The organism is Agromyces excoecariae (assembly GCF_051715505.1).
Classification (GTDB): domain Bacteria; phylum Actinomycetota; class Actinomycetes; order Actinomycetales; family Microbacteriaceae; genus Agromyces.
The window spans coordinates 201,280-226,061 of the sequence record NZ_JBPSLA010000001.1 but is presented as its reverse complement, the minus strand read 5'-3'; the positions used below and the strand labels follow the sequence as shown (position 1 = coordinate 226,061).

26 protein-coding genes are annotated in these 24,782 nt (G+C 71.4%); 6 read left to right on the top strand and 20 right to left on the bottom strand.

From position 1 onward, the window contains the following. Window positions 1-120: 120 nt before the first annotated feature. The gene (locus ACSJD1_RS01065) at window positions 121-2,124 is read left to right on the top strand and encodes a hypothetical protein (RefSeq protein ID WP_438853463.1); all 2,004 of its coding nucleotides are present in this window, start codon (window positions 121-123) and stop codon (window positions 2,122-2,124) included. Window positions 2,125-2,454: 330 nt separating this feature from the next. Here ACSJD1_RS01065 and ACSJD1_RS01060 read toward each other — a convergent pair whose 3' ends face one another. From ACSJD1_RS01060 to ACSJD1_RS01050, 3 genes are read right to left on the bottom strand one after another with little or no spacing between them, the layout of a single operon-like run. Next, a complete protein-coding gene (locus tag ACSJD1_RS01060; RefSeq protein WP_438853462.1) occupies window positions 2,455-2,838 on the bottom strand; it encodes a DUF805 domain-containing protein in 384 nt (127 codons plus the stop codon). A 43-nt stretch (window positions 2,839-2,881) separates the two neighbouring features. Continuing rightward, complete coding sequence (locus ACSJD1_RS01055; RefSeq protein ID WP_438853461.1) at window positions 2,882-3,154, bottom strand: hypothetical protein; 273 nt, start codon at window positions 3,152-3,154, stop codon at window positions 2,882-2,884. Window positions 3,155-3,206: 52 nt separating this feature from the next. Further along, a complete protein-coding gene (locus ACSJD1_RS01050) occupies window positions 3,207-4,121 on the bottom strand; it encodes an NAD(P)/FAD-dependent oxidoreductase (RefSeq protein ID WP_438853460.1) in 915 nt (304 codons plus the stop codon). Between the two features lie 77 nt (window positions 4,122-4,198). Between ACSJD1_RS01050 and ACSJD1_RS01045 the strand changes: the two genes are divergently transcribed. From ACSJD1_RS01045 to ACSJD1_RS01030, 4 genes are all read left to right on the top strand, one after another. Beyond that, a complete protein-coding gene (locus tag ACSJD1_RS01045; RefSeq protein WP_438853459.1) occupies window positions 4,199-4,801 on the top strand; it encodes a helix-turn-helix domain-containing protein in 603 nt (200 codons plus the stop codon). 240 nt (window positions 4,802-5,041) lie between these two features. Continuing rightward, window positions 5,042-6,406 (top strand): hypothetical protein, encoded by a 1,365-nt coding sequence (locus ACSJD1_RS01040; protein ID WP_438853458.1) that lies wholly within the window; start codon window positions 5,042-5,044, stop codon window positions 6,404-6,406. Window positions 6,407-6,474: 68 nt separating this feature from the next. Further along, complete coding sequence (locus ACSJD1_RS01035) at window positions 6,475-7,161, top strand: hypothetical protein (protein WP_438853457.1); 687 nt, start codon at window positions 6,475-6,477, stop codon at window positions 7,159-7,161. Between the two features lie 72 nt (window positions 7,162-7,233). Further along, entirely contained in the window at window positions 7,234-7,926 is a 693-nt protein-coding gene (locus ACSJD1_RS01030; protein ID WP_438853456.1) for an ion transporter, read from the top strand. Between the two features lie 9 nt (window positions 7,927-7,935). Here ACSJD1_RS01030 and ACSJD1_RS01025 read toward each other — a convergent pair whose 3' ends face one another. The 12 genes from ACSJD1_RS01025 to ACSJD1_RS00970 form a co-directional block, all read right to left on the bottom strand. Beyond that, window positions 7,936-9,246: a cation:proton antiporter gene (locus ACSJD1_RS01025; RefSeq protein ID WP_438853455.1), complete on the bottom strand. Its 1,311-nt coding sequence runs from the start codon at window positions 9,244-9,246 to the stop codon at window positions 7,936-7,938. Between the two features lie 42 nt (window positions 9,247-9,288). Next, window positions 9,289-9,999: a DivIVA domain-containing protein gene (locus ACSJD1_RS01020; RefSeq protein ID WP_438853454.1), complete on the bottom strand. Its 711-nt coding sequence runs from the start codon at window positions 9,997-9,999 to the stop codon at window positions 9,289-9,291. After that, window positions 9,996-11,204, bottom strand: a complete 1,209-nt coding sequence (locus tag ACSJD1_RS01015; RefSeq protein ID WP_438853453.1) for a globin domain-containing protein — start codon at window positions 11,202-11,204, stop codon at window positions 9,996-9,998. The genes ACSJD1_RS01020 and ACSJD1_RS01015 overlap by 4 nt, the downstream gene beginning before the upstream one ends. A 4-nt stretch (window positions 11,205-11,208) precedes the next feature. Then, window positions 11,209-11,613 carry a group I truncated hemoglobin gene (locus ACSJD1_RS01010; RefSeq protein ID WP_438853452.1) on the bottom strand — a complete coding sequence of 135 codons (405 nt, stop codon included), beginning with the start codon at window positions 11,611-11,613 and terminating at the stop codon, window positions 11,209-11,211. 219 nt (window positions 11,614-11,832) lie between these two features. Then, complete coding sequence (locus ACSJD1_RS01005) at window positions 11,833-12,156, bottom strand: hypothetical protein (protein WP_438853451.1); 324 nt, start codon at window positions 12,154-12,156, stop codon at window positions 11,833-11,835. A gap of 163 nt (window positions 12,157-12,319) precedes the next feature. Then, entirely contained in the window at window positions 12,320-12,481 is a 162-nt protein-coding gene (locus ACSJD1_RS01000; RefSeq protein WP_129235593.1) for a hypothetical protein, read from the bottom strand. 48 nt (window positions 12,482-12,529) lie between these two features. Then, window positions 12,530-12,655 carry a hypothetical protein gene (locus ACSJD1_RS00995; protein WP_438853450.1) on the bottom strand — a complete coding sequence of 42 codons (126 nt, stop codon included), beginning with the start codon at window positions 12,653-12,655 and terminating at the stop codon, window positions 12,530-12,532. A gap of 55 nt (window positions 12,656-12,710) precedes the next feature. Further along, window positions 12,711-14,381, bottom strand: coding sequence for an FAD-dependent oxidoreductase (locus ACSJD1_RS00990; protein ID WP_438853449.1), 1,671 nt, complete (start codon window positions 14,379-14,381; stop codon window positions 12,711-12,713). Between the two features lie 143 nt (window positions 14,382-14,524). Then, on the bottom strand, window positions 14,525-16,024 hold the full coding sequence (locus tag ACSJD1_RS00985) for an ABC1 kinase family protein (protein ID WP_438853448.1): 1,500 nt from the start codon (window positions 16,022-16,024) through the stop codon (window positions 14,525-14,527). 185 nt (window positions 16,025-16,209) lie between these two features. Then, window positions 16,210-16,593, bottom strand: coding sequence for an SHOCT domain-containing protein (locus tag ACSJD1_RS00980; protein ID WP_438853447.1), 384 nt, complete (start codon window positions 16,591-16,593; stop codon window positions 16,210-16,212). Between the two features lie 100 nt (window positions 16,594-16,693). After that, window positions 16,694-18,169, bottom strand: a complete 1,476-nt coding sequence (locus ACSJD1_RS00975) for a multicopper oxidase family protein (RefSeq protein ID WP_438853446.1) — start codon at window positions 18,167-18,169, stop codon at window positions 16,694-16,696. A 44-nt stretch (window positions 18,170-18,213) separates the two neighbouring features. Beyond that, window positions 18,214-18,399 carry a hypothetical protein gene (locus tag ACSJD1_RS00970; protein ID WP_155053041.1) on the bottom strand — a complete coding sequence of 62 codons (186 nt, stop codon included), beginning with the start codon at window positions 18,397-18,399 and terminating at the stop codon, window positions 18,214-18,216. A gap of 161 nt (window positions 18,400-18,560) precedes the next feature. Here ACSJD1_RS00970 and ACSJD1_RS00965 point away from each other — a divergent pair, with 161 nt between their 5' ends. Further along, the gene (locus ACSJD1_RS00965; protein WP_438853445.1) at window positions 18,561-19,343 is read left to right on the top strand and encodes an SDR family oxidoreductase; all 783 of its coding nucleotides are present in this window, start codon (window positions 18,561-18,563) and stop codon (window positions 19,341-19,343) included. 3 nt (window positions 19,344-19,346) lie between these two features. On the opposite strand, the gene ACSJD1_RS00960 is transcribed toward ACSJD1_RS00965, so the two are convergent. The 5 genes from ACSJD1_RS00960 to ACSJD1_RS00940 all read right to left on the bottom strand — a co-directional run bounded on the left by ACSJD1_RS00960 (window position 19,347) and on the right by ACSJD1_RS00940 (window position 24,696). Next, window positions 19,347-21,182 carry a SulP family inorganic anion transporter gene (locus tag ACSJD1_RS00960; RefSeq protein ID WP_438853444.1) on the bottom strand — a complete coding sequence of 612 codons (1,836 nt, stop codon included), beginning with the start codon at window positions 21,180-21,182 and terminating at the stop codon, window positions 19,347-19,349. Window positions 21,183-21,224: 42 nt separating this feature from the next. Beyond that, window positions 21,225-21,998, bottom strand: a complete 774-nt coding sequence (locus tag ACSJD1_RS00955; RefSeq protein ID WP_438853443.1) for a phosphatase PAP2 family protein — start codon at window positions 21,996-21,998, stop codon at window positions 21,225-21,227. Next, on the bottom strand, window positions 21,985-22,839 hold the full coding sequence (locus ACSJD1_RS00950; protein ID WP_438853442.1) for a phosphatase PAP2 family protein: 855 nt from the start codon (window positions 22,837-22,839) through the stop codon (window positions 21,985-21,987). The genes ACSJD1_RS00955 and ACSJD1_RS00950 overlap by 14 nt, the downstream gene beginning before the upstream one ends. Window positions 22,840-22,930: 91 nt before the next feature. Beyond that, window positions 22,931-23,098 carry a methionine/alanine import family NSS transporter small subunit gene (locus ACSJD1_RS00945; RefSeq protein WP_438853441.1) on the bottom strand — a complete coding sequence of 56 codons (168 nt, stop codon included), beginning with the start codon at window positions 23,096-23,098 and terminating at the stop codon, window positions 22,931-22,933. Then, window positions 23,095-24,696 carry a sodium-dependent transporter gene (locus ACSJD1_RS00940; RefSeq protein ID WP_438853440.1) on the bottom strand — a complete coding sequence of 534 codons (1,602 nt, stop codon included), beginning with the start codon at window positions 24,694-24,696 and terminating at the stop codon, window positions 23,095-23,097. Before ACSJD1_RS00940 ends, ACSJD1_RS00945 begins: the two co-directional genes overlap by 4 nt. Window positions 24,697-24,782: the final 86 nt, after the last annotated feature.

The following is a 24,782-nucleotide window of genomic DNA, read 5'->3' as shown; positions in this document are numbered from 1 at the left end:
GCATCTGGGGAGGTCGTGGCCTCGCGGCGCTGCGCTGGCGCGCAACATTGACACCGCCAAGGACAAGTACGTCCCACCCGCCAGCGAGGGCGCTGACGGATCGTCGGGAAGGTGAGGCAGATGAAACTCCCGTCTGTTCGTGGCGCGGCGCAGGTCGCTATCGGCATGCTCGCGATTGTCGCCGTCGGTGTGGGCACCAGCGTGGACTCGGCGCCCGCGATCGCCAAGACGGCACCGCCGCCTCCCACGCTGAGTGATCCCACGACCTCCGCCGTCACCGACCTGCTCAGCTCCATCGTCAAGGGTGCCGGTGGCCAGGTCGGCAGCACGCTCGCGGGCTGGGTGCTGCCCAGCGCGGGCTCGGCGAACCAGGACGCCGCGGTGCTGGACCAGATCAGCACCGAGCTCGACGCGATCGAGCAGACTCTCACCGATATCGAGTCGGAGATCGCCGCGCTCACCAACGCGGTCGACAAGCTCGACTGCGATACCTGGATCCAGAGCGCCGAGCCGATGGTCGACGCCATCAGCAACCTCTGGGACCCCAACGCCGCGTCCTCGGGACCTCTCGGCGGGTCGGTGCCCCAGCAGTCCTATCAGGGCATCGTCGCCGAGGCGCAGAACAACACGGTCACCGTCGCCGACATGCAGGTCTGGGCCGACCAGGTCTTGAACAACAACAACGAGGGTATCGGCGGCAAGAGTGTCCAGGACTACCTCCAGGACCTCGATACCACCCTCATCGCACCGGCCGCCAACACCGGGCTCCTGCAGAGCTGCCTGTCGCAGCCCGCGAACCTGCCGACCAACCACGCGGGACAGACGGACGACGTCTACTACGACACGGTCATCGCGCCGCTGATCGGCTACTACGAGACCATCCAGGTGGAGGGCATCACCATGGTGGTCGAGGCGATGAACTTCGAGGCCTGGCAGGCAGCCAACTCGCCGACGTCGACGGTCAAGACCATTACGAACCTGCCCGAGACGATCTGCGGGGCCTCCGCTACCGGCGGCGTGCTGTCCTGGTGCGAGAACGCCGATTGGGCGGTCCTCGGCGAGGACGGACAGTCCGGGGAACGCGGTCGGATCGCAGATCAGCTCACGTTCGGCGGCGCGCCGTACACCACGGATCCGACCGTGAACTCCCAGCCCGTCCACCTCTACGTCGGATCCACCACCCTGTGGGCGTCCGACCCGAGCGTCTTCAACTCGATCAACAGCGACTCGAGCTGCCCGGGACTGAACTCGAACGCCCCGTGCGGGATCCTTGCCGGGACCTACAGCGACACCGCGATCGGCGGCTCCTACGGCGGCTACGGCACAAGCTACGGCGGGACGTGGGGAGCCGCCCCGATGGGGCCGATCCAGGACATCTACAACACCGGCCCGAGTTGGGGCACATACACGAACGGTGCCGACTATCTGATGAGCGCGCGCGGGTTCTCCGGCATCCCGGTGAACACGATCTTCGTGACCAACTATGCGTTCACCATCCAGCCGTTCAGCAATGTGCACCTGACGACGCAGGTGTATGCCTTCATGGACACGGGCTTCAGCCCCGGGGTCTTCTACCCGATCTACGACCCGCAAACGGCTGGCGACTACTTCAACTCCTTCGCAGGCCTGCAGGTGCCCGCCGGGTCCAACGACTCCTGCACGAACACCGTTCCCAACCCGGCTCTCCCACCTGCCAGCGCGAACGACAGCTTCTACGAGGGCACGTCGACGTGGTGCGGCATCGACACCACCGGCGACTGGACCAGTGGCCCACCCGGATGGACCACCACCGCCGCCAAGTCGCACCCCCAATTCCGCCTGCCAGTCTTGGACGTGACGCAGCTGCAATGCGCCGACGAGCTCAATTCGACCAATCCGTTCGGTGCGTACACCATGTGCGGCGACAACTTCTACGCCTGGCTCGATGCGCTGGTTCCGCCCGCCGAACCGCGTCAGGCCGCCAACCTGAACAACGGGGTGGCGCACGGGAAGAGTGGCGTCATGGGCGGCCAGAAAAAGGATCGCACCATCTACGTCGGCGACCTCACGCTTCCCAGCGGCTCCGACAGCCCCAGCTCGCCACTGAAGAAGATGCAGGACAAGACCCACCCGTCCGGGAAGTAGCGGAAGACACAGGGCTCGATGAGGGACACCTCGTCATCGAACTGCGCTGAGCAGCCTCGATCGCCAACCGTGCGGCGAACGGTGGAAGGACGACAGCGTGCCGTGCGTGGGGCGTTGCGATCCCCCGAGTCGCCAGCAGCGCGCCCGCTCCGAGGTGAGGTCCGGATCGGCGGCTGGTCACTCGGCCCCACGACGGCGGCGTCCGGCACACGTGCCCATCGTCGAGCACTCGTCCCGGGGGATCGACTCCGATCCGGCGATCGCGGCGCGGAGTGAATCACTACTGGATGACTTCTGCTTCCCAAGCAGACAGCGCGCGTTCGATTCCCGTCATCGGCTCTTCGCAGTGGCGGGCACGGGTGCGGTGGCGCGAACAGCCGACGGCTGAGCGCAGAGCACTGCGATCACGATCGCGCCGCAGACGGGAAGGAAGGCCCAGAAGATGTGGCCCCAGCTCGAGCCGATGTCGCGGAGACGACGGACGGTGACGGCGAGCGTGGGCAGGAGCACAGCGAGCTGCCAGACGGGGGTGAGTGTCGGCGCGCCCCACGCCGCTCCCTCTGTGGAAGCGAAGGTCGGAACGGGCAGGGCGGCCAGGGCGGTGGCGACGAGCGCGGTGAAGAGGATCCACCACCAGAACTCGGAGCGACTGGCGGTGCCGGAGAAGTCAGCGTAGCGGCGGAACCCGCTACGGATCGACTGGGGGAAGCTCATGGGATTCGCCTTTCGGACGTGAGGATGATGTTGAGCGGGAGGTTCAGAGGCCGCGCCGTGCGGCGATCCTCGCGATGATCGCGCGTCGGGCACGGTGGAGCCAGGGCATGATGCCGTAGATCACGATCGGCACCGCGATGGTGGCGAAGACCAGGGTGCGGACGACGGTCGGCGTGCCCTCGAGCACCGGTCCGAGGAGCAGGTTCAGCGCAGTGAGGGTCGGGAAGACGGCGACCCAGATCATGAGCGCCAGTTGGTGCGTGCTCGGCGGTGGCAGCTGGGGGGCGATCGTGGCGGCGGATTCGGTTGCGGACATGGTGGTTCTCCTTGGTCGTTCGGTACTGCAGACGGGGCGGGACGGCGTGAGGTCAGCCGTCGGAGCGGACAGAGAGGGCGTGTTCGACGTCGTCCTCGACGAGTTCGGCGTTGATGGCGATCGCCGCGGCGGAGCCTTGACCTGCGGCGGCGATCACCTGCGCCCTGGGGTCGGCGGCATTGCCGGCAACGCGTACGCCGGGGACCGAGGTGCGGCCGAGGACGTCGTGTTCGACCCACCCGTTCCCGTCGATACGGCAGCCGAGCCGGAAGAGCAGATCGCTGTTCGGCACGAATCGAGGTCGCACGAAGACGGCGGTCCGAGGGATGACGCTGCCATCGGCGAGCTCGATGCCGCGCACGCGATCGTCGCGAACGACGATGCGAGTGACGACCCCCTCGACGAGACGGATGCCGCGGGCAGCGAGGAGTGCCCGATGAGCCTCGCTCGGCGCATCGGTGTGCGAGAAGAGCGTGACGTCATCCGACCATTGCCTGATCAGCAGTGCATGCTGGACGGCTTCGGCGTTCCCGCCGAGCACGCCGAGGGGCTCGCCGCGGACTTCGTGGCCGTGGCAGTACGGGCAGTGGAGCACGTCGCGTCCCCACCGCTCGTGGATCCCGGGGATGTCGGGGACCTCGTCGGTGAGTCCGGTCGCGACCAGGAGCCTCCGCGCGCCGAGTTCGCGCCCGCCGGCGAGGTGAACGCGAAAGCCCGGCGCGGCGTTCGTCGCCGTGTCGTCGATCAGCACGCCCCCGTACTGGGCGACCTCGCCGCGGCCCGCGGCGATCAGTTCACGCGGGGCCATTCCGTCGCGTGAGAGGAAGCCGTGCATGGCCGTCGCCGGCGCGTTGCGGGGTGCGCCCGCGTCGATCACTGCGACGGTTCTCCGGGCGCGGAGGAGGACGACCGCGGCGGTCAGGCCCGCCGCGCCGCCGCCGATGATCACGACATCGAACTCGTTCATGGTCCAACCATGAGGTTGAGGCTCGCGTACAGCAATGTTCGTTGCTGAAACTGGGATCGATGCAGTGAGATGAGGGCATGGATGACACGACGCCCATCGACGCGGCCCTCGACGCAGTCGGTCCGAGACTCAAGCGCCTGCGCTCCAAGCTCGGCGTCACGCTCAGCGAGCTGTCGGAAAGGACCGGCATCTCGAAGAGCACGCTGTCTCGTCTCGAGACCGGCCAGCGCAAACCGAGCCTGGAACTGCTGCTCCCACTCGCCCAGGCGTATCGCGTCCCGCTGGACGAACTGGTCGGCGCCCCGGACGTCGCCGACCCGCGGGTGCGACTGAAGCCCCGGCGTGTGCACGGTCGCACGGTCATCCCCCTGACCCCGAACCCCGGCGGCGTGCAGGCATGGAAGATCCTGATCCCCGCCAGCCAGAACCAGCCCGACCTGAAGAGCCATGAGGGGTACGAGTGGATCTACGTCCTCTCCGGGAAGATGCGACTCATCCTCGGCGAGCACGACCTGGTGATGGCCGCGGGCGAAGTGGCCGAGTTCGATACCCGGCTGCCGCATTGGTTCGGAAGCGCCGACGGCGATCCGGCGGAAGTGCTCAGCCTCTTCGGACGGCAGGGCGAGAGGGTGCACGTCCGCGCCAAGTCCGCATCCCGCCGCGCCGCTGACGGCACCTGACTCAGGCCGAGCGGCGACCACGGGCGATCTGCGACATCCGACCGGCACTCCGACGCCCTCGTGCCCCTCGGGGCAGGAATGGCTGCCCGTTCGGGCCGCGACGCGCGGGCGGCGGGCGAGGATAGTGGAGGAGTGAGGACTGCGGCGGTGCGGGGGCCGGCGCATGTCGGCGAAACGGTCGCGACCCCCGGCCGGGGCGTCGGGCCGACGCGCGACGCGCGGAACGAGACATCCGGTGTCGTGGCGTTGCAGCGCTCGGCGGGCAACCGAGCCGTCGCCGAGCGACTCGGTGCGATCGCGCCCGCGCCCGTCGGCGCCATCCCGAGCCTGACCCGGGCGGTGTCGCTGCACGCCGCGCTGCAACGCGACACGGTCACCACGACGCCGCCCACCGACCCCGTCCGTCGCGAGTTCGTCGAGGACCTCATCCGGTTCTTCGACGCTGCCACCAGGTTCTACGCCGCGAAGGGCCAGGCGCAGGAGGCCGCACCCGCGCTCGGGCTGCCGGCGCCGCCCGCCGAAGCGACCCTGCGCGAGATCGGCAACGTGCTGCCGCGGTGGAAGACCGCCTACGACAACGGCAAGCAGATCATCGACAGCTCGCTGCAGGGCGACGCCGCGCTCGGCAACCGGCTTCGCGGGTCGTACGAGGGCGCCCTCCAGGCGCTGCACCGGCTCGGCCGGAACGCGCCGCGCGTCAACGTCGTCCTCGTCGCGGCGCCCGGCCGGGATGACGACCAATTCATCGCCAATGCCGCGGCGTATGCGCGCACCTACTTCGGCCGGCCCGCCACCGCGGGCGACACGGTCGTCGTCGTCGAGGGCATCGACACCCTCGAGCGCATGCTCAGCACGATCGAATCGGCCCAGCCGGAGCGGATGGTCCGACGCGTCGACGTCTTCGCCCACGGCACGATCGAGCCGTCGAACCAGCTCAAGCTCGCCGGTCGATGGCACACCGCCGCGCAGCTCGAGGCCGCGCTCGCCGCCCGGCGGCTGACGAGCGAGTACCTGCAGAGCGCCACCCGGTTCGACTCCGGTTCGACACTGGAGTTCCACGGCTGCCGGCTCGGAGCCGGCGGAGGCGAGGAGTTCCTGCGGGCAGCGGGGCGCGCGGTCGGCGGCGACCGCGGCCAGCAGGCGGTCGGCTACACGCAGCGCTGGTTCCCCCGGCGGTACCAGGTCAACTGGCGCGGCACGAACGTGGCCGACACGGCGGCGGATGTCTACGGTGACCGGGCACTGCCGATCCGCGCCGGGCGCGGGAGCGAACGCCAGCGCACCCTGAACCGCGACCGGTTCATCGCCGACTTCGAACGGCACGCCGTGCACCTGTTCGACGAGGTGGTGGCCGGCAGCGCCGAGCTGCGCTCGTTCGCCACACCGCAGGAGGTGGCAGCCGGCCAGTTCGCGCGAGCCCGCAAGGTCGAGATCATGCGCGCGATGTACGACGCGAACGGCGCCTGGCTGCTCGGCTTCCTCCATCCTGCGCACCGGGTACCGGACCTGGACCCGACTCAGGCGGTTGGGCGCGACGACTACACCTTCACCCGCGAGCAGGCCGCGTGGAACGACCGCACGCTGCGGCTTCCGATCGGGCCGTGAGCGAGCGACACCCCCTTGATTCGCCGTCCCGACAGGCGCACAGTGGAAACCTGCGAGGGAGGTTTCCAATGCGAAGCGCTGGATTGCACCCGGATGTCGTGCCGATCCTGTCGGCCGGGCGCCATCGCTCGCCGCGTCGCGGCGCGTGCTTCATGGAGTTCGCGTCGTTCCTCGCCGGGGAGCGTTGGAGCGACCACCCGGCGTGCACGCACGGCACCCTCGCCCACCTCGCTCGGTTGGTCAACGACCGGACGAGCGACGCCGGCCGCGCACGCCTCACCCCGCTCATCCCGTCGGTCGTGGGCCTGACGAGCGACGACCCCCTGCTCGACGTCGTCCTCGCCGTACGGGCAGCGCACGCGGCGATCCCGATCGCCGCCGAGGAACGGCAGCGGTCGCAGGCCGTGGGCCTTCGCTCGGCGTTGGTCGCGCTCGGCGATCGCGACGACGAGGTCTCCGCGGCGACGCGCGAGCTGGCCGAGTCGGCGCTGCGCTCCGCCCCGGCGGCCGACGCCTGGGCCATCCGCTTCATCGACGAGGTCGGAGGGGGCCACCCGCGCACGTCGGTGAAGCAGTGCCGACACGTCATCACCGGCGCGGTCGACGGAATCGCCACGGCGTCCGTCGGAGGTCACGACGACCGGCTGGTCGCGCTGCTCGCCGCCGCGGTGTCGGACGCGGAACGCGTCATCGGGGGACGGCCCGAACCGGCGGACGAGGTCCGCGAGTGGACCGAGGCCCGCGTCGCGACCTGACCGGATCGGAGACCTGCCCGACGCCCCTCGTGGCTCCCGCTCGGCGCGCCGGCGCCGTGCCATGATCCACGCATGTCGAAGCCGCGGAGCGAGCTGAAGAGCACCGGGTACGAGATCTTCGTCGGCGCACTGTCGGTGCTCTCGATCGTCAACCTGGTGCTCATGTACGCGCTGGTCGACGAGGCGCTCGACACGGTGCTCAGCGTCATGAACGCGGTGTTCAGCGCCGTGTTCCTCGTCGACTTCGCCTACCGGCTCGCGACGGCTCCGCAGCGCGGCGCCTACTTCTTCCGCCACTTCGGCTGGGCCGACCTCCTCGCGAGCCTGCCGTTCGCCCAGCTCAAGATCCTGCGCCTCTTCCGGATCATCCGCGTCATCCGCCTCTTCCGCGAGCTCGGGGCGCGCACCATCTGGCGCACCCTCGTGCGGGACCGCGCCGGGAGCGCCCTCTACGCGCTCCTGCTGATGGGCGTGCTCGTGCTGCAGTTCGGAAGCCTCACGATGCTCTACCTGGAGCAGCACGCTCCGGGCGCGAACATCACGACCGCGTCAGACGCGCTCTGGTACACGGTCGTCACGATCTCGACCGTCGGGTACGGCGACGAGTACCCCGTCACGAACGCCGGACGGTTCGCTGGCGGCATCATGATCGTCGTCGGCGTCGGCATCTTCGGAACCTTCACCGGGTACCTCGCGAACCTCTTCCTCTCGCCGCGGAGGGGCGACCGCGACGACGCCGGCGCCGAGGAGCCGCCGGTCGCGTGATCGGCAGACTCACCCCGCGGGCGGTGCGCCGTCGGCGCGTTCGCCGACGCCGTTCACTCCGGGGAACTGCCGCCGACGACGGGGCAGCGTCGACGGCACCGACTCCCCGGCCGCCGAGCCCGTCGGCGTGTTCGCGTCGTACCAGCGCTGGTAGACGTCGACGAACGGCACCGACGTGAGGCCGTGCAGGATGATGCTGAGGGCGACGGTCACGACGACCGCGGTGAGCACGGTCTCGCCCTCCGGCACCCCGCGCTCGGCCGCGAGCAGGGCGAACACGAGCGAGGCGAGGCCGCGCGGGCCGAACCATCCGATGAAGCCGACCGTCGGCCGGCGCGCGCCGCTTCCGACGAGCGCGATCGCCACGGGGACCATCCGCACGATCGTGAGGCTGAGCGCCGCGTAGACGAAGACCTGCCACGTCGCGTACGGGATGGCGAGGGCCAGGGCGAGGGCGCCGAACGCGATCCAGGTGATCGCCGCGAGCAGGTCGCCCGCCGCCTCGGAGAGCACGGTGACCTTCGAGCGGCTCGGCCCGGCGAGCCGGCCGAACGCGAGCCCGCCGACGAAGGCCGCGATGAACCCGCTTCCGCCGAGGAGTTGCGCCACCGAGTACGCGAGGAGCGCGACCGCGAGGGGGAGGATCTGGCGCCACTCGCCGGCGATCCAGCCGCGGGCGTCGGACGCGTGGAACAGCAGTCCGCCGAGGATTCCCGCGGCGAGCCCGGCGATGAGGCCCCAGCCGATCTGCGCCGCCATGCTGCCGGCCACCATGCCGGCCACGCCGCCCTCGAACTCGGCGTTCGCGATCGACAGCGCCACCAGGAAGAGCGGTACCGCGAGACCGTCGTTCAGTCCGCTCTCGACGTCGAGCGCCTGGCGAACGCGTGACGGCACCCGCGTGTCGGCCACCACCTTCTGGCCGAGCGCCGCATCGGTCGGGGCCAGCATGGTCGCGAGCAGGAACGCCGACGCGAACGCCATGCTCGGGAAGACCAGCGCCGCCGCCCCCGTGCCGGCGAGGATCGTCAGGGGCAGGCCGACGAGGAGCAGGCGGCTGGGCCAGCCGAGCTGGTGCCGCAGCACGCTGAGGTCGATGCGCGTCGCGTCGCTGAAGAGCAGCAGTACCAGGGCGATCTCGGCGATGCTCTCGGCGACGACGGTCTCGAGCGACACGTCGAGCAGGCCCGGCGCGAGCGCGCTCACCCCGAAGCCGACGACCATCAGGAAGAGCGCGGATGTGACGCCCCTCCGGTCCAACGGACGCGACAGTGCGCTCCAGACGACGATGATCGCCAGCACCACCGTCAGCGCGCGCATGCCGCTGTGACCGTCGTCCGGATCGAGGGGGCGCCCGACCCCTTAGGCCCGTTCCGCCTGACCCTGCTGCACCGCCGGCGAGGGCTGCCACTCCGGCTCGCCCGTCGGACCGACCTCGAGTTCCGGCTGCCCATCCTCCTCGTCAGCTGGCTGGGGCAGGCTGCCGAGGCGGTCGACCTGCTCGGTGAGCGCGTCGAGCACCGAACGGAGCTGGATCTGCGCGACCTGGGCATAGGTGCGGACGTACTCGATCTCGGGCACCGCGGGTGCGCCGTTCGGGTGCGCAGGGAGTGTCGCGCTCGCCTTGCTGGCCGTGCTCTCGGCTCGCTCGAGGATCTCGCGATACTGGTTGCGTGCGGTGAGCACGAGGTCTCGCGCGTACTGCTCGGCGTCGGCGATCGCCTTGTCGGCGATCAGCTGAGCCTGCGTGAGGAGCCCGACGGCTCCGGACGTGATCTCGTCCTCGGACTCCGCACCGGAGCCGCTGCGCAGCCGTGCGTTCGCGGCGCGCAACGACGACAGCTCCTGGCCGGCGACGCTCGCGGCGGATCGCACGTCTGCGATCGCCTCGGCGAGCTCGCGCATGAAGTTGTCGACCTCGAGTCGGTCGTACGCGCCACCCCGGATCTTCATCGTGAACTCGACCGAGTGCGTGTCGGGGAGCCGGCCGACCGCTGCGGACAGGTCGTTCTCGGGCATGCTCTCGGCCGGCGACTCGGTGGTGCTGTCGGGGTCGGTCCCGTTCGGCGTCATGCGTGGTCCCCCTGTTCGCGCTGGTGCAGCCCGGTCGGCTGCGGTTCTCGGGTGTGGTGGTGCAGGTCGTGGCTGTCCTCGTCGAGCGTCGCGAACTGCTCGAACCGGACGTCGCTGTGCGCGATCCCCGCGGTGCGGAGGTGGGCGACCGAGTGCCGGACCATCTCCGCGGAACCGCACACGAGCGCGAGACGCCCGTGCCATGGTCCGGCCGAGACGGCCGCGTCGCCCACGTTCCCCCGCTCGCCGGAGTACGTGAGGTCGTCGGAGACCACGGCCGTGTAGGAGAACCACGGCCGGGCCGTCAGGTTCTGCAGCAGCCGGTGCTCGTAGAGTCCCAGCGGCAGTCGGGCGCCGTGGAACAGGTCGACCCGCGGAGCCCGGCCGGTGGCCTGCCACGCGTGGTCGATGCGCTCGAGGTGCGCCCGGAGCGGCGCGAGCCCCGTTCCGCCGGCGACCATGACGAGGTCCCGCTCGCGCTCGGCGTCCGCGAGGGTGAGCTCCTGGCCGACCGGCGCACCCATCCGGATCGTCTCGCCGGCCCTCAGGTCGCGGACGAGCGTGCTGCTCACCTGCCCGCCGGGCACGAGTTGCACGTGGAACTCGATCGACCCGTCGGCGCGAGGTGCGTTCGCGGGGCTGAAGTAGCGCCACAGCCTCGGCCGCGACGGGATCTCGACGGCCACGGACTGGCCGGGTTCGAACGGGAACGACGAATCGGGAGCGACCTGGACCACCGCGATGTCGAGCCCTCGCCGCTCGACCGCCGTGACCCGGGCGGTCCACCACGCCGGACTCGACTGCTCCGACTCCGCGGCCGCCTCGACCATCACCCCGGCGATCACGCCGTACGCGGCCGCCCAGTCCCCGGCCAGCTCCTCGGTCCAGAGCTCCCCGAGGTAGTGCTCGAGCGTCGCGAGCAGGGAGGCGCCGACCGCGTCGTAGTGCTCGGCGATGACCTCGAAGCGCCGGTGATCACGGCCCAGCTGCTGGATGAACGCCGTCACCTCGTCGAGCTGGTCGACGCTGGAGACGATGCGCCCGAGGGCGCCGACGAGGCGGTCGCGCTGCGTCGCCATCGAGACCGGGAACATGGCCCGGAGCTCGGGGTGCGACAGGAACAGATGCGAATAGAAGTACAGCGGGACCTCGTCGCCGAGGCTCTCCGCCAGCCCCCACGTCTGCTTCAGTGCAGCAGTGTCCACCGCGTCACCCGGCCGCCGGCGCCTCGACGATGTCGGGCTGCGTGCCGGCGATGACGCCGACCACGCGATCGATGATGTCGGCCGGGACCCCGGCCCCTGAAAGCGCGGTCACGAGGTGCTGGGCGACGGCACCGAAGTCCTCCTCGGTGATCCCCATGCCCTTGTGCGCCTCGCGCAGCTCACGGCCCTCGTAGCTGGTCGGTCCGCCCATGACCTGCGACACGAGCGCGACCTGGTGCCGCTTGAGGCGGGCCATCTCGATCCCGTCGAAGTACCCCCGCAGGCGATCGTCGTCGAGCACCAGCTGGTAGAACCGGTCGACGACCACGGCGACCGCCGGGCCACCGCCGACCGCCTGGTAGTCGCTCTGCGCCTGGGGCTCGGGCTGCTCGGTACCGGTGGAACTCATGCGACACGTCCAATCACTGTCAGGGCAGGGCCTTCCTTTCATAGCAGAGTCGACCCCGCGGTGGTATCGAACGGGGGACAACGCACGTGCGATTCCAAGCCCGGCGTTCCGGTCGAGGCGACGGGCGACGCCTGGTCTCGCAGGCCGAACCGACCGAAGGCGGAGGGGCCGCACCGACTCCTGCCGGTGGGGGACGACACCGAGGACCGGAGCCGGGAATCAGGATGCCGCGACGGCGCGGAGCGCGTCGACGCCGCCCGCGCGGTAGCTCTCCCAGTCGCGGCTGCCGCCGCCGGGCATGCGGCGGGCGAGCCAGTCGTCCGCGAGCGACCCGGCGAGTGCGGCGATCCCCTCGCCCGCGGCATCCGCCGGGCAGGCCCGGTACAGCTCGCCGAGCGCGGCCGTGCGGCCCTCGTGGAACTTGCCGGCGGGATGCGACCGGCCGTCCTTCGCGAGTGCGCAGGACGTGGCATCCCCCATCGCCTCGGCCCAGGCCGCCGCCGCCGAGGCACGGAGTGCACGGACGTCGTCGCGCACGAGCACGGGCCGAGACGGCGGAAGATCCGGCGGAGCGGCGGCGTGTCGGGGGTGGACACGCGGCTCGCTCGGCGGATTCTCCTCCGTCTCGGCCCGTGGGTCGCGGCGGATGCGGCTCAGGCGCATCGGCTCTGCGGGGTCGGCTCGGCGTCGGTGCGGCGGCGCCGGCTCAGCGACCGAAGAGCTTCGCGAAGAAGCCCGTCGACGGCTCGTCCTCGTGGCCCGCGCAACGCTGGTTGCGGGGCACGCCCCGCATGACCTGGTCGACGTGCTGGCCGCAGCCGGCCCAGGTGGTCTTGCCGCACTTGCGGCAGGTGACGGCTCGGCACATGTGGTTCTCCTCGGTTCGAAGGGTCGTGATGGGGGCGGATGCCGCGGCTCAGCGGTCGCCGTGGTCGCCGTCGCACCACCGGTCGGCGGGAACGTAGTCCTTCACCGAGTCGATGTGCTGGCCGCAGCCGGACCAGGTGGTCTTGCCGCAGGAACAGGTGACGGGGCTGCACATGATGGTTCTCCTCAGGGTCGAGTGTGCGTGGGGTGGTCCGGTGGGTGCGGCCGGCCTAGGCGGCGGCCGCGGTCTCGCGGGTCTCGGCGTGGAGCCGGGCCGACTCGCCGGCCTGCCACGTGAGGTAGCCGCCGTCGAGGTTCACGGCGTCGCGGCCGAGCTGGGCGAGCAGGCGCACCGCGGTGTGGCCGCGCTGGCCGACCTTGCAGTGCACGACGAGGCGCCCGGCTGGCAGCTCGTCGACGCGCGCGCGGAGGTCGTCGAGCGGCACGTTGATCGAGCCGGGGATGGCGCCCGCGGCGACCTCGGCCGGGGTGCGGACGTCGACGAGCACGTCGCCCGCCGCCATCGCGTCATCGAGCTCGTGCCACTGGATCGACGGTGTGAGCCCCTCGAGCGCGTTCAGCGCGACGTAGCCGAGCATGTTCACCGGGTCCTTCGCCGACGAGAACTGCGGTGCGTAGGCGAGTTCGAGGTCGGCGAGGTCGGAGGCCGTGAGGCCGCCGGCCATGGCGGTCGCGATGACGTCGATGCGCTTGTCGACGCCGTCGCCGCCGATGCCCTGCGCTCCGAGGATCCGGTCGGTCTCGGCGTCGACGACGAGCTTCAGCGCCATCTGCTCGGCGCCCGGGTAGTAGCCCGTGTGCGAGGCGGGGTGGGTGTGGATGACGCGGACCTCGCGCCCGACGCGGCGGAGCAGCTTCTCGGGCCAGCCGGTCGTGGCGATCGTGAGGCCCATGAGCCCGACGACGGCCGTGCCGAGGGCGTCGCGCACGCGGATGTCGCGGCCCGCGATCACGTCGGCCGCGAGCCGCCCGTGGCGGTTGGCCAGGCCGGCGAGGGCGACGAGGCGGTGCTCGCCGCTGATCGCGTCGACCTTCTCGACGGCGTCGCCGATGGCCCAGATGTGCGGGTCGCTCGTGCGCAGGTCGTCGCCGACGCGGATGCCGCCCCGCTCGCCGACCTCGAGGCCGGCCGCGACGGCCAGCGTCGTGTCGGGACGGACGCCGATCGATCCGAGCACGAACTCGGCGGGCACCGTGGTGCCGTCGCTGAGCCGTGCGGTGTCGGCGTGGAGCTCGGTCACCTGCGTGCCGAGGCGGACGTCGACGCCGGCCTCGCGCAGGCGGTCGGCCACGGGCGCGGCCATCTCGGGGTCGAGCGGCGGGAGCACCTGGTCGCCGAGCTCGACGAGCGTGACGTCGAGGCCGCGGTGGACGAGGTTCTCGACCATCTCGAGGCCGATGAACCCGGCACCGATGACGAGCGCGGTGCGCGGGGCGACCTCGAGCTCGGCCATCGCGCGGTCGACGTCGTCGATGTCGCGCAGGGTCAGCATGCGGTCGCCGCCCGGCATGGGCGGGCGGACGGGGGTGGCGCCGGGCGAGAGCACGAGGGCGTCGTACGCCTCGGTCGTCTCCTCGCCGGTCACGAGGTCGCGCACGAGCACGGTCTTCGCCTCGCGGTCGATGGCGACGGCCTCGGTGCGCACGCGCACGTCGAGGCCGAAACGGCTGCCGAGCGAGGCCGGGGTCTGCAGCAGGAGGCTGGATCGCTCCTCGATGACGCCGCCGAGGTAGTACGGCAGGCCGCAGTTGGCGAACGAGACGTGCCCGCCGCGCTCGAGCACGATGATGTCGGCGTGCTCGTCGAGGCGACGGAGGCGGGTCGCGGCGGACATGCCGCCCGCGACGCCGCCGATGATGAGGTACCGCTTCGAGGTCATGGCACCACGGTAACAATACCCCCGGGGTATTGTCAAAATACCCTTCAGGTATCGCTCAGGCTGCGTGCGCGACGATCAGGCGCCGCGTGCAGGACACCCGATCGGCGCGACGACGGTCCCCGTTCCCACCGCCGTCGCGGCGGTCAGCGCCGGCGCCGCGAACCGCCCCGGCGCATCGTCAACGCGAGGTAGCCGCCGAGCGAGCCGATCACGCCGAGGCCGGTGCCGAGCATGACGCCTTCCCACGACCGCCACCGCCGCTCGCTCGCCACGAGGCTGCCGACGCCCGTGATGAACGCAGCGCTGATCATCCCGGCGACGAGGCGGTTGCCGATGCGTTCGGCCCGGCCGACGAGCGGCTCGAGCTCGGCCGCCCGCAGGTGCACCTGGATCCCGCCCTCGTCGGCGTGCTCGAGCAGTCGGCGGAGGGTGCCCGGCATGTCGAGGGCGAGCTCGCCGAGGTCGGCCGTCGCCCGCGCGATGCGCTTCGCGAGCACGATGGCGCTGAGCCGCTCCCGCGCCAGCCGCTGCGCGTACGGCCTGAGCGTCTCGCCGAGGCGGAACTCGGGGTCGAGCCGGAGGGCGAGGCCCTCGATCACGAGCAGCGCCTTGAACAGCAGGGCCATCTCGCGCGGCAGCCGCTGCCGGTGGCGTCGCAGGATGCCGAAGAGCTCGGCGATCATGCGGGCGAACGGGGTGTCGCGCAGCGAGTCGAGCCGGTACCGCGCGAGGAAGTCGGCGAGGTCGTCCTGCAGGAGTTCGCGGTCGACGCCGGCGGAGGTCGGCGACAGGTCGATGAGTGCCGACGCGAGCCGCTCGGGGTCGCCGCGCACGAGCGCGACGAACAGCGCCCCGAGCTGGTCGCGCAGCGCCTCGTCGATCTCGCCGACCATGCCGAAGTCGATGAGCGCGATGGTGCCGTCGGGCTGGACGAACAGGTTGCCCGGGTGCGGGTCGGCGTGGAAGAAGCGGTCCTCGAACGTCATCTTGAGCACGATCTCGGCGCCGCGACGGGCGACCCGCTTCCGGTCGACGCCCGCCGCGTCGAGCGCGGCCGCGTCGCCGACGTTCAGTCCGGTCATCCGCTCGAGGGTCAGGACCCGGGAGGTCGTGTACTCCCAGAACACGCGTGGGATCGCGACATCCGCCTCGAACTCGAAGTCCTCGGCGAAGCGCTCGGCGTTGCGCCCCTCCTTGAGGTAGTCGAGCTCGGCCAGCAGGGTCTGCGCGAACTCCTCCGCAAGCCCCCGGGCGTCGTGCTCGCGGGCCAGGCTCCACGTGCGGGTCGCCCGGTCGGCGAGGTTGCGCATGATCTCGAGGTCCTGGTGCACCTGCGCGACGGCGCCGGGCCGCCGGACCTTGACCACGACCTCCGTGCCGTCGTCGAGGACCGCCGCGTGCGCCTGCCCGATCGAGGCGGATGCCAGCGGCACGTCCTCGAACGAGGCGAACAGCTCGTCGGCGTCCGCGCCCAGCTCGCTGCGGATCACCGCCCGGATCTGCTCGACGGGCACGGGCGGCGCGGCGTCCTGCAGCTTCGCGAGCTCGTCCGCGTACGCGGGGGGCACGAGGTCGGAGCGCGTGGAGAGGAGCTGGCCGAACTTGATGAAGGTCGGCCCGAGCTCCTCGAGCGCCCGACGCACGTGCTCGGGTGCCGCGACGGCGGCGGCGGCATCGACCGCCGGGTCGACGTCGGTCGGTGCACGACGGAAGGGATTGCGGCGGCCCCCGCCGACCAGCCCGGCGAGGAAGCCGAAGCTGTGACGGCGCAGGACCGCCGCGATCTCGCGGTACCGGGCACGGTGCCGCGCGTCGGTCGTCCCGCCGCTCAGAACTTCGACCCCAGTGCCTTCGCCTTGATCGCCTCGAACTCGCCGTCGCTGATGACGCCCTGGTCGCGCAGCGCCTGGGCCTTCGCGATCTCCTCCGACGGGCTCGCGAACGAGATCTGCCGGTACTCCTCGGCCGTGTGCGTCTCGTACTCGACCTGCTTGCGAGCCGAGCGCTCCGCCATCCCCCGACCGCGCGCGATCAGGTAGACGAGCCCCGTGAGCCACGGCAGGAAGACGAGGAAGATGATCCAGACCGCCTTCAGCCACCCGTTCAGCGAGTGGTCGCGGAAGATGTCGATGACGATGTAGACGAGCACCATCAGGTACGCGACGTACGCGAAGATCCAGAAGAAGAACCAGAACCACTGCCAGAGATCCACGGGATGTTCCTTTCGACGACGTCCTCGACGAGTCACACGGTACTCGCGGGCCCCGGCGATCAGCGGCCTTTGGTCCCGAATGCCGCTTCGGGCGCGTCGATCACGCGACGCGGATGGCGCCCATCATGCCGAGGTCCTCGTGATCGAGGATGTGGCAGTGGTACACCGTGCGCCCGGCGATGTCCTCGAACGCGATGCGCACGACGACCCGGCCGCCGGCGGGCACGGGCACCACGTCGCGCCGATCGACCCCGGCCACGGGCCGACCGTCGACCTCGACGAGCTGCATGGGCCAGACGTGCAGGTGGAACGGATGGTCCATCGTGCTCGTGTTCTCGATCGTCCACTCCTCGATCGCGCCGGCCGGCGCTTCGATGTCGGTGCGACCCTCGGCGAACGCCCGCCCGTCGATCGTGAATCCCATCCCCTGCCCCATGCCGCCGCCCATGCCGCCCATCGCGAGCGTGAGGGTCCGGCGCCCGGTCACCTGCTCGTCGCGCAGGTCCCGATGGGCGACGGATGCCTCGGGCAGCGGTGCGACGGAGACGGCGGCACCGCCCGACACGATGAACCGCGCCAGGTCGGCGCCGGTCGTCGCACTGCGGGGCGCGCCCATCGCGCCCATGCTTCCACGGTCGAACGGGAGCGTCTGCAGCACGGCCTCGCCGATGTCGGCGTCGACGAGCACGTCGGCGCGGTTGCCCGGGAGCAGCACGATCTCGTCGACCTCGCGCGGTTCCACGAACCGTCCGCCGTCGATGCCGAGCAGGTGCATCCGCTGACCGTCGAGGCGCAGGCGCAGGTAGCGCGAGGTGCAGGCGTTCACGATCCGCCAGCGCTCGCGGTCGCCCGACGCCGCGACCATGGTGGGGAACAGCTGCCCGTTGACGAGCACGAGGTCGCCCTCGCGGCCGAGCATGCGGTCGACCCGCGTCGCCGCGGCGACGTCGCCGTTCGCATCGAAGGAGATGTCGGCGATCACGAGCACGCGTTCGCGGGCCACCGCGACCGGCTCCGCATCCTCGACGATGATCGCGCCGTAGAGGCCCGCGAAGAGCTGCTCGGCGGTCGTGCCGTGGTGGTGCGGGTGGTACCAGAAGACGCCGGGCGGATGCCCCTCCCCGAGCTCGTACGCGTAGTCGAACGTGCCGCCGGCCGGGATCATCACGAAGACGTTGTCGGCGTCGCCCTCGGGGGAGACCTCGAGGCCGTGCGTGTGGAGGTTCGTCGTGGCACCCAGCGCATTGCGCAACCGCAGGGAGACCCGGTCGCCGGGGCGGACGCGCAGGGTCGGTCCGGGCATGCCGCCCTCGAACGCCAGGACGCGCACCTGCCTGCCGGCCACCGTCGCGGTCGCGACGGCCGCCGTCAGCTCGAGGTCGAGGCGGCCCCCCGAACTCGCGCGCACCTCGGGTTCGCGGAAGGTCTCCTCGCCGCCGCCGTCTCCGCCAGTCGGCGCGGCGTCGGTGCCGGCGGGCGCGGCGGAGTCGGGTTCGGCGACGCGGGAGCCGGTCCACCAGGCGAGTCCGCCCGCCCCGACGGCGATCGCGCCGACCGCGGCAGCACCGACCGCCAAGACGGTGCGACGGCTGGGACCCTCCCCGCCCGGTGCGGGCGACGTCACTCGCCGAGCGCCGCGAAGAGCTCGTAGACCATGAACGCCGGCCAGAACAGGCCCTGGAAGATCGCCCAGACGTACTCCCAGAACGCATCGGCCTGCTGCCAGAAGTACACCCAGGCCCCGAAGATCCCGAGACCGTAGATCGCGCCACCCCCGGCCAGACCCGCGTTCGAACCGTTGCTCATCGCGCACCTCCCGGTTCCGACGCTAGACGGCGGGCCGCAACCGCCACGGGCCCAACGGCCCCCGGAGGACGGCAGCGGCGGGCGAAGCTCGAAGGAGGGGCCGGACCTCGGCCTCGCGCGCCGGAACCCGGCGCGACACCCGCAACGAAGCCGGAGCACCCATGTCACGCACCTACGTCGTCACCGGAGCCGCGAGCGGCATCGGTCGTGCGACCGCCGACCTCCTCGCCGAACGCGGCGGCCGCGTCATCGGGGTCGACCTGCACGACGCCGACGTGAACGTCGACCTGACCACCGAGCAGGGCCGCGCCGACCTGGTCTCGGGCGTCGCCGATGCCAGCGGCGGTCGCATCGACGCGATCATCGCCAATGCGGGCCTGGCGCTGCCGGTCGCGAAGACCGCCGCGGTGAACTACTTCGGCACGCTCGCGACCCTCGAGGGGCTCCGGCCGATGCTCGCCGGCTCACCGGCTCCGCGCGCCGTCGCGACCGCCTCGATGGCCTCGCTCTTCCCGCCGGACGACGTGTTGCTCGACGCGTTCCTCGACGGAGACGAGCCGGCGGCCCTGGCACGCGCATCGGAGCTCGAGGCCGGGTCGCCGGAGCAGGGCAACCTCATCTACGGCACGACCAAGCGCGCGCTCGTGCGCTGGATCCGGCGCAACGCCCCGGGGCCCGACTGGGCCGGCGCCGGCATCCCCCTCAACGCGATCGCGCCGGGAGTGGTCGAGACACCGATGACCGAGGCCTACACCAGCACCGAGGAGGCGCGCACCTCGATCCTCGAGATGGTGCCCATGCCCCTGAACGGCATCTTCCAGCCGCGCGACGCGGCGTACCTGCTCGCCTGGCTCACGAGCGAGGAGAACGCGCACCTCTGCGGGCAGGTCGTGTTCATCGACGGCGGATCCGACGCCGTCATGCGCGGCGACTCGACCTGGTGAGCCTCAGCGTTCCGGGTCGTCGGGACGCTCCGAGTCGTCGGGGCGCTCCGGCGCATCCGGGCGCCTCCCCGCCTCCGGCTCATCATCGCGATCGACCCGGTCGCCGTCCCACTTCGTGCCTTCGAGGTCGCCGCGCAGCGTGCCCGTGATCTCGTCGACCGCGGCGCCGACCGTCGGCGCGAACCGGTCCGGCGTGAACCGGTCGGCCAGCCCGTAGCGGCGCAGCACGTCGATGACCGGGTCCTTCATCTCGGCGATGACCAGGCGGATGCCGCGGCTCGCGAGCCAGTCGTCGAGCTCGACGAACTCGTCGATCGCGGTCGTGTCGATGTCGGTGATGGGCTCGGCCGCGAGGATCACGGTGCGGATGCCGGACCCGGCCGCCTCGACGCGCGAGCGCACGAAGTCGTCGAACAGCCCGCCGTTGGCGAAGAACAGGGGCGCGTCGAACCGCACGATCACCACCCCCGGGATCCGCTCCGCCTCCGGGTTCCGTGAGAGGTCGTGGTAACCGCGCAGCCCGGTGACCCGGCCGAGCTCGGCACGGTACGGCTGCCACGAGTGGTACACGAACGCCAGCAGCGACAGCCCGATGGTCACGGCGATGCCCTGGATGACCCCGAAGGCGAACACGCCCACGAACGCGGCCGCCGAGAGCGCGGCATCCACCCGGTCCATCCGCATCAGCCGCACGAACCCGCGCACGTCGATGAGCCCGGCGGCGGCCATGATCACGACCGCCGCGAGCGTCGCCGACGGCAGGAACGCGGTCACGCCCGGTGCCAGCACGATGAACAGGATGAGGAGCACGGCGCCGACGACGCCCGTGAGCTGCGACTTCGAGCCCGCCTGCTCGGCGACCGGCGTGCGCGTCGCCGACGCCGACACGGGGAAGCCGCCGAAGAGGCCCGCCGCGAGGTTCGCCGAGCCGATCGCCGCCATCTCGCCGCTGCCGCTCACCGTCTCGCCGCGGCGCGCGGCGAGCGTGCGGGAGAGCACGGCCGTGTCGGTGAAGGCGACGAGCGCGATGCCGGCGGCGGGCAGCGCGAGGCCCGCGACATCCGCCCACTCGAGGCCGCCCAGCGCGGGCGCGGGCAGACCGGCCGGTAGGGCGCCGACCACGGGGAGCCGCTCGCCGAGGCCGAGGAGCCAGGTGAGGAGCGTCGCGCCGACCACGGCCACGAGCACGCCCGGAACCGGCGACCGGAGCAGCCGCATCGCGATGATCACCGCGAGCGAGCCGAGCCCGAACGCGACGGCGAGGGGCTCGGCGGCGCCGCCGACCAGCGCCGTCCAGATCGCGCCGACCTCGGCGACCGGCGACGCCGCGTCGACCGAGAATCCCAGCAGCGGAGGCACCTGCGAGATGAGCACCAGCAGGGCGATCGCGTTCAGGTACCCGACGCGGATCGGCTTGGAGAGCAGGTCGGTGACGAAGCCGAGGCGGAGCACTCCGCCGATGAGCAGGATCGCGCCGACCATGACGGCGAGCAGGCCGGCGAGCGCAACCGCCCGCTCGTCGTCGCCGACGGCCAGGGGCAGGATCGCCGCGGCGATGATCGGCGCGAGCGCCGAGTCGGGCCCGAGCACGAGGATGCGGCTCGGACCGAAGAGGGCGTAGGCCAGGAGCGGGACGATCGTCGCGTACAGGCCCGTCTCCGGCGGCAGCCCGGCGACGCGCGCGTACCCCATGCCGGCCGGGATGAGCAGGGCCGTGACGACGATCCCCGCGCGCAGGTCGGGCACGAGCCAGTCCCGGCGGTAGCGTCGCGCGACCCCGATCCCCGGCGGCAGCCAGCGCGGCATCCGCCGTGCACCCTGCTGCTCGTTCGCGCCCATCCGGCCTCCGGTTCCGATGATGGCGGATGGCGCGGGCGCGCGTCAGGCCTTCGCCGCCGTGTCGACCGATCGCCAGATCGGCCGGTGCGGCAATCGGTTCTCGCGGTACAGGCGGTAGGCGAACGGCGCCCAGACGACGAGGGCGACGCCCGCACCGACGAGGGCCCCGCCGATCGTGTCGCTCAGCCAGTGCGCGCCGAGGTACATGCGGCTGAGCATCATGAGCACGGTCCACGCGACGCCCGCGACCCACACCCAGGTGCGCATGAACACGAGGCCGAGCGCGGTGGCGATGAGGGCGGCCGCCGAGCTGTGGCCCGACGGGAACGAGCCGAAGTCGGGCTGCACGAGGATGTCCTCCGGGCGGACCCGGCCGACGAGCACCTTGACGAGTCGCGTCACGCCCGCGCTCGCGAGCGCGGCGATCCCGAAGTAGAGCGCGGCCCAGGGGCGGCGCCATGCGAGCAGGCCCGCGGCGATCAGGATCGGGAAGACCACGTTGGACATCGTGCCGCCGCCGAGCACGTCGAGCGCGAGGGCGCCCGAGGTGACGGCCGGCGTCCGCATCGCGGCGAGCGCGGTCATCAGGTCCACCTCGAACGCGAACGGCTCCCGGGACTCGGTGTAGACGATGACACCGCCGACCAGTCCGACGCCGCACAGCGCGATGATGCCCGCGGCCAGCCACGGGCGGCGACTGACGCGGAGCGGTGCGGGGGCGTGCGACTGCTGCGCGTCGCGACGGGCTTCGGTTCCGGTCGCGTCGCGTGGCGTCGGCGCCTCCGGCCGAGCGCCGGTGTCGTCAGTGCCGCTCATCGCGCCCCCATGCCTCGGGCCGGCGGTCGGATTCGGCGATCTGCTCGGCCGATCCGACGCGCACCGTGCGCCACGTGTCGACCGCGATCACGAGGCCGAGCACGACGAGGGAGAGGAAGATCGACCCGAGCGCGTCGGTCGCCCAGTGGTACCCGAGGTAGATGCGGCACGCCGCCGTGAGGACCACGATGACCGCTGCCGCGACGAACGCCAGCGTCGTGACGACCGGCCGCCGGTGCCGTGAGAACACGAGGTAGGTGCCGATGAAGAGGAAGTCGGCGACGCCCATCACGTGTCCCGACGGGAACGACGAGGTCGGGTCGTAGCCGAAGAGCATCTCGTCGGCCGGTGGTCGATCGCGTGCGATGAGCGGGGCGAGCAGCTGCACCGTGATCACGCCGAGGATCATGCCGCCCGCGAGCAGCAGCGGTCGCCAGGCGTGCTTCGCGAAGACGCCCCACGCGACCGTGGTCACCAGGATGATGATGGGCATCGCGACCGGTCCGAACCCGACGGCGAGCACGATCATGAACGTCGTCAGCCAGTCGTCGCGGCCCGACTCGAACCACGCCTGGACGGGGGCGTCGATGTAGGAGATGTCGTCGGACTCGAGGATCGAGTCGAGCACGACGAAGAAGCCCACGAGGCCGACGACGACGAGGACCGCCGCCGTGATGTAGAGGTTCCGGCGGGCGGTCGAGGACAGGTACCGCTCCTCGACGATGAACCGCTCGTGGAACCGCCGCCAGCGGCCGGGTCGTCCCGTGTCCTGCCCGTCCGCCTCCGCCGACGGGGCTCCCGTCGGCCCGCTCGCCTGCGCGCCCGCCTCGGGATCGCCCATCGCACGCCTCCTCTCCGCCTCCGCATCTGCGGAGGTCCCCACAGTATGCCGCGAGCGGCTGGTACGGCTCAGGGGGTTGCGGCCCCCGACCTCACGTGTCCCGCTCGACCGGTCCGATGTCCTCGCGGTGGTCGTCCTCGCCGCCCGGCGGGAAGTCGTGCCGGTCGGGCCTGCGGCTGAGTGCGAGCACGCTCACCGTGAAACCGCCCCACACGAGCGCGATCGCGAGCACCAGGAAGAAGATCGCGGTCCCGGTCATGACCGACCCCCCTCCGTCGGCGTGGCGGCATCAGCCTGCGACACCCGCTCGGGCAGGGGTGGCCACGGTCGGAACGCATCGGGACTCCGGCGCCAACGGACGCCGGTCAGCACGAGGGCCGCCACCGCGAAGAACACCACCGTCCCCCAGCCCATCACCACGAGGTACCAGTCCGGGTAGCCGCCGTATCCCTCCACGACGAGGGCGACGATGCGCTGGACCAGCATGTAGCCGAGCACGATCGGGGCGAGGACGCCCGCGAGGAGCGTCCAGACCCCGCCGACCCGGAACGTCGAGACGGCGTTCAGGTGGTAGCGGAGCTCGGGACCCTTCCGCAGCACCCAGAAGGCGAAGACGCCCGCGAGTACGGCCGAGAGCACGATGCCGATGTTGTTCGCCCAGTTGTCGACCGTGTCGAGCGCGATGAGCCCGGTCGTCGTCGAGAACAGCAGAACCGAGAGCACCATCGAGACGATGCCCACGCGCGCGGCCGCCTGCCGGGGCGTGAGGTCGAACTTCTCCTGGAACCCGGCCGAGACGACCTGCAGCACCGACAGCAGCGAAGTGAACCCGGCCATGGCGAGCGAGCCGAAGAAGAGGATCCCGAAGATCGGCCCGCCCGGCATCTGGGAGACGATCGCGGGGAACGTGATGAACGAGAGTCCCACGCCGGTGAGGCCCTCGAGTTCGGCGACGTCGACGCCCTGCTCGAAGGCGAAGAAGCCGAGGGTGGCGAACACGCCGATGCCGGCGAGGATCTCGAAGGACGAGTTCGCGAATGCGACCACGAGGCCGGGAGTCGTGAGGTTCGCGCGGCGCTTCCGGTACGACGCGTACGTGATCATGATGCCGAACGCGATCGAGAGCGAGAAGAAGATCTGGCTGTACGCCGCGATCCAGACGTTCGGATTTGCGAGCGCCGCGAAGTCCGGCGTGAAGAGGGCGTTCAGGCCGTCGGCGGCGCCGTCGAGGAAGAGCGAGCGGACGACGAGGGCGGCGAACGCGACGACCAGCAGCGGCAGGAAGATCACGTTGATGCGCTGGACGCCGCGTGCGACGCCGAAGGCCAGCACGATGATCGCGGCGATCCAGATGATCACGAGCGGGATGAGCACGCCGGGGACGAACGTGAACGAGAACCCGGGGTCGCCGACCTGGAGGTACTCGCCGGTCAGGAAGCCCGCGGTGTCGTCGCCCCAGCGGAGGTCGAACGAGAAGACGAAGTAGCTCGCCGCCCAGGCGATGACGACCGTGTAGTACAGCGCGATCACGAAGCAGATCATGACCTGGAACCATCCGAGGCTCTCGAGCCACTTCAGGCGCCCGCCGCCGAGTCGACGGAACGCCGTCGGGGCCGCGCCGCGGAACCGGTGCCCGAGCGCGTAGTCGAGGAACAGGATCGGGATGCCCGCGGTCACGAGCGCCACGAGGTAGGGGATGAGGAACGCGCCGCCCCCGTTCTCGTACGCGACCCCCGGGAACCGCCAGATGTTGCCGAGGCCGACCGCCGATCCGATCGCCGACAGGATGAACCCGACCTGCCCCGTCCACATCTCGCGCGGCTGCGCCGTCGTGTGCTCGCCTGCGGTTGCCGACATTCGCGCCTCCCCCGGCCCGTCGCCTGCGGTCGCTGCGCCAACGCCGTGCGACCCGAACGACTGAACGCTACCAAGGGCGGGGCGGA

Bases quoted from the DNA above. Each gene is read 5' to 3' on its own strand.
- ACSJD1_RS01065 (WP_438853463.1), top strand. From the start codon at position 121: ATGAAACTCCCGTCTGTTCGTGGCGCGGCGCAGGTCGCTATCGGCATG.
- ACSJD1_RS01025 (WP_438853455.1), bottom strand. From the start codon at position 9,246: ATGCGCGCGCTGACGGTGGTGCTGGCGATCATCGTCGTCTGGAGCGCA.
- ACSJD1_RS01060 (WP_438853462.1), bottom strand. From the start codon at position 2,838: ATGAGCTTCCCCCAGTCGATCCGTAGCGGGTTCCGCCGCTACGCTGAC.
- ACSJD1_RS00950 (WP_438853442.1), bottom strand. From the start codon at position 22,839: ATGGGCGATCCCGAGGCGGGCGCGCAGGCGAGCGGGCCGACGGGAGCC.
- ACSJD1_RS00995 (WP_438853450.1), bottom strand. From the start codon at position 12,655: ATGTGCAGCCCCGTCACCTGTTCCTGCGGCAAGACCACCTGGTCCGGC.
- ACSJD1_RS00940 (WP_438853440.1), bottom strand. From the start codon at position 24,696: ATGTCGGCAACCGCAGGCGAGCACACGACGGCGCAGCCGCGCGAGATG.
- ACSJD1_RS01020 (WP_438853454.1), bottom strand. From the start codon at position 9,999: ATGACGCCGAACGGGACCGACCCCGACAGCACCACCGAGTCGCCGGCC.
- ACSJD1_RS00960 (WP_438853444.1), bottom strand. From the start codon at position 21,182: ATGGGCGCGAACGAGCAGCAGGGTGCACGGCGGATGCCGCGCTGGCTG.
- ACSJD1_RS00945 (WP_438853441.1), bottom strand. From the start codon at position 23,098: ATGACCGGGACCGCGATCTTCTTCCTGGTGCTCGCGATCGCGCTCGTG.
- ACSJD1_RS00990 (WP_438853449.1), bottom strand. From the start codon at position 14,381: ATGACCTCGAAGCGGTACCTCATCATCGGCGGCGTCGCGGGCGGCATG.
- ACSJD1_RS00965 (WP_438853445.1), top strand. From the start codon at position 18,561: ATGTCACGCACCTACGTCGTCACCGGAGCCGCGAGCGGCATCGGTCGT.
- ACSJD1_RS01010 (WP_438853452.1), bottom strand. From the start codon at position 11,613: ATGAGTTCCACCGGTACCGAGCAGCCCGAGCCCCAGGCGCAGAGCGAC.
- ACSJD1_RS00970 (WP_155053041.1), bottom strand. From the start codon at position 18,399: ATGAGCAACGGTTCGAACGCGGGTCTGGCCGGGGGTGGCGCGATCTAC.
- ACSJD1_RS01050 (WP_438853460.1), bottom strand. From the start codon at position 4,121: ATGAACGAGTTCGATGTCGTGATCATCGGCGGCGGCGCGGCGGGCCTG.
- ACSJD1_RS01045 (WP_438853459.1), top strand. From the start codon at position 4,199: ATGGATGACACGACGCCCATCGACGCGGCCCTCGACGCAGTCGGTCCG.
- ACSJD1_RS01000 (WP_129235593.1), bottom strand. From the start codon at position 12,481: ATGTGCCGAGCCGTCACCTGCCGCAAGTGCGGCAAGACCACCTGGGCC.
- ACSJD1_RS00955 (WP_438853443.1), bottom strand. From the start codon at position 21,998: ATGAGCGGCACTGACGACACCGGCGCTCGGCCGGAGGCGCCGACGCCA.
- ACSJD1_RS01030 (WP_438853456.1), top strand. From the start codon at position 7,234: ATGTCGAAGCCGCGGAGCGAGCTGAAGAGCACCGGGTACGAGATCTTC.
- ACSJD1_RS01055 (WP_438853461.1), bottom strand. From the start codon at position 3,154: ATGTCCGCAACCGAATCCGCCGCCACGATCGCCCCCCAGCTGCCACCG.
- ACSJD1_RS01035 (WP_438853457.1), top strand. From the start codon at position 6,475: ATGCGAAGCGCTGGATTGCACCCGGATGTCGTGCCGATCCTGTCGGCC.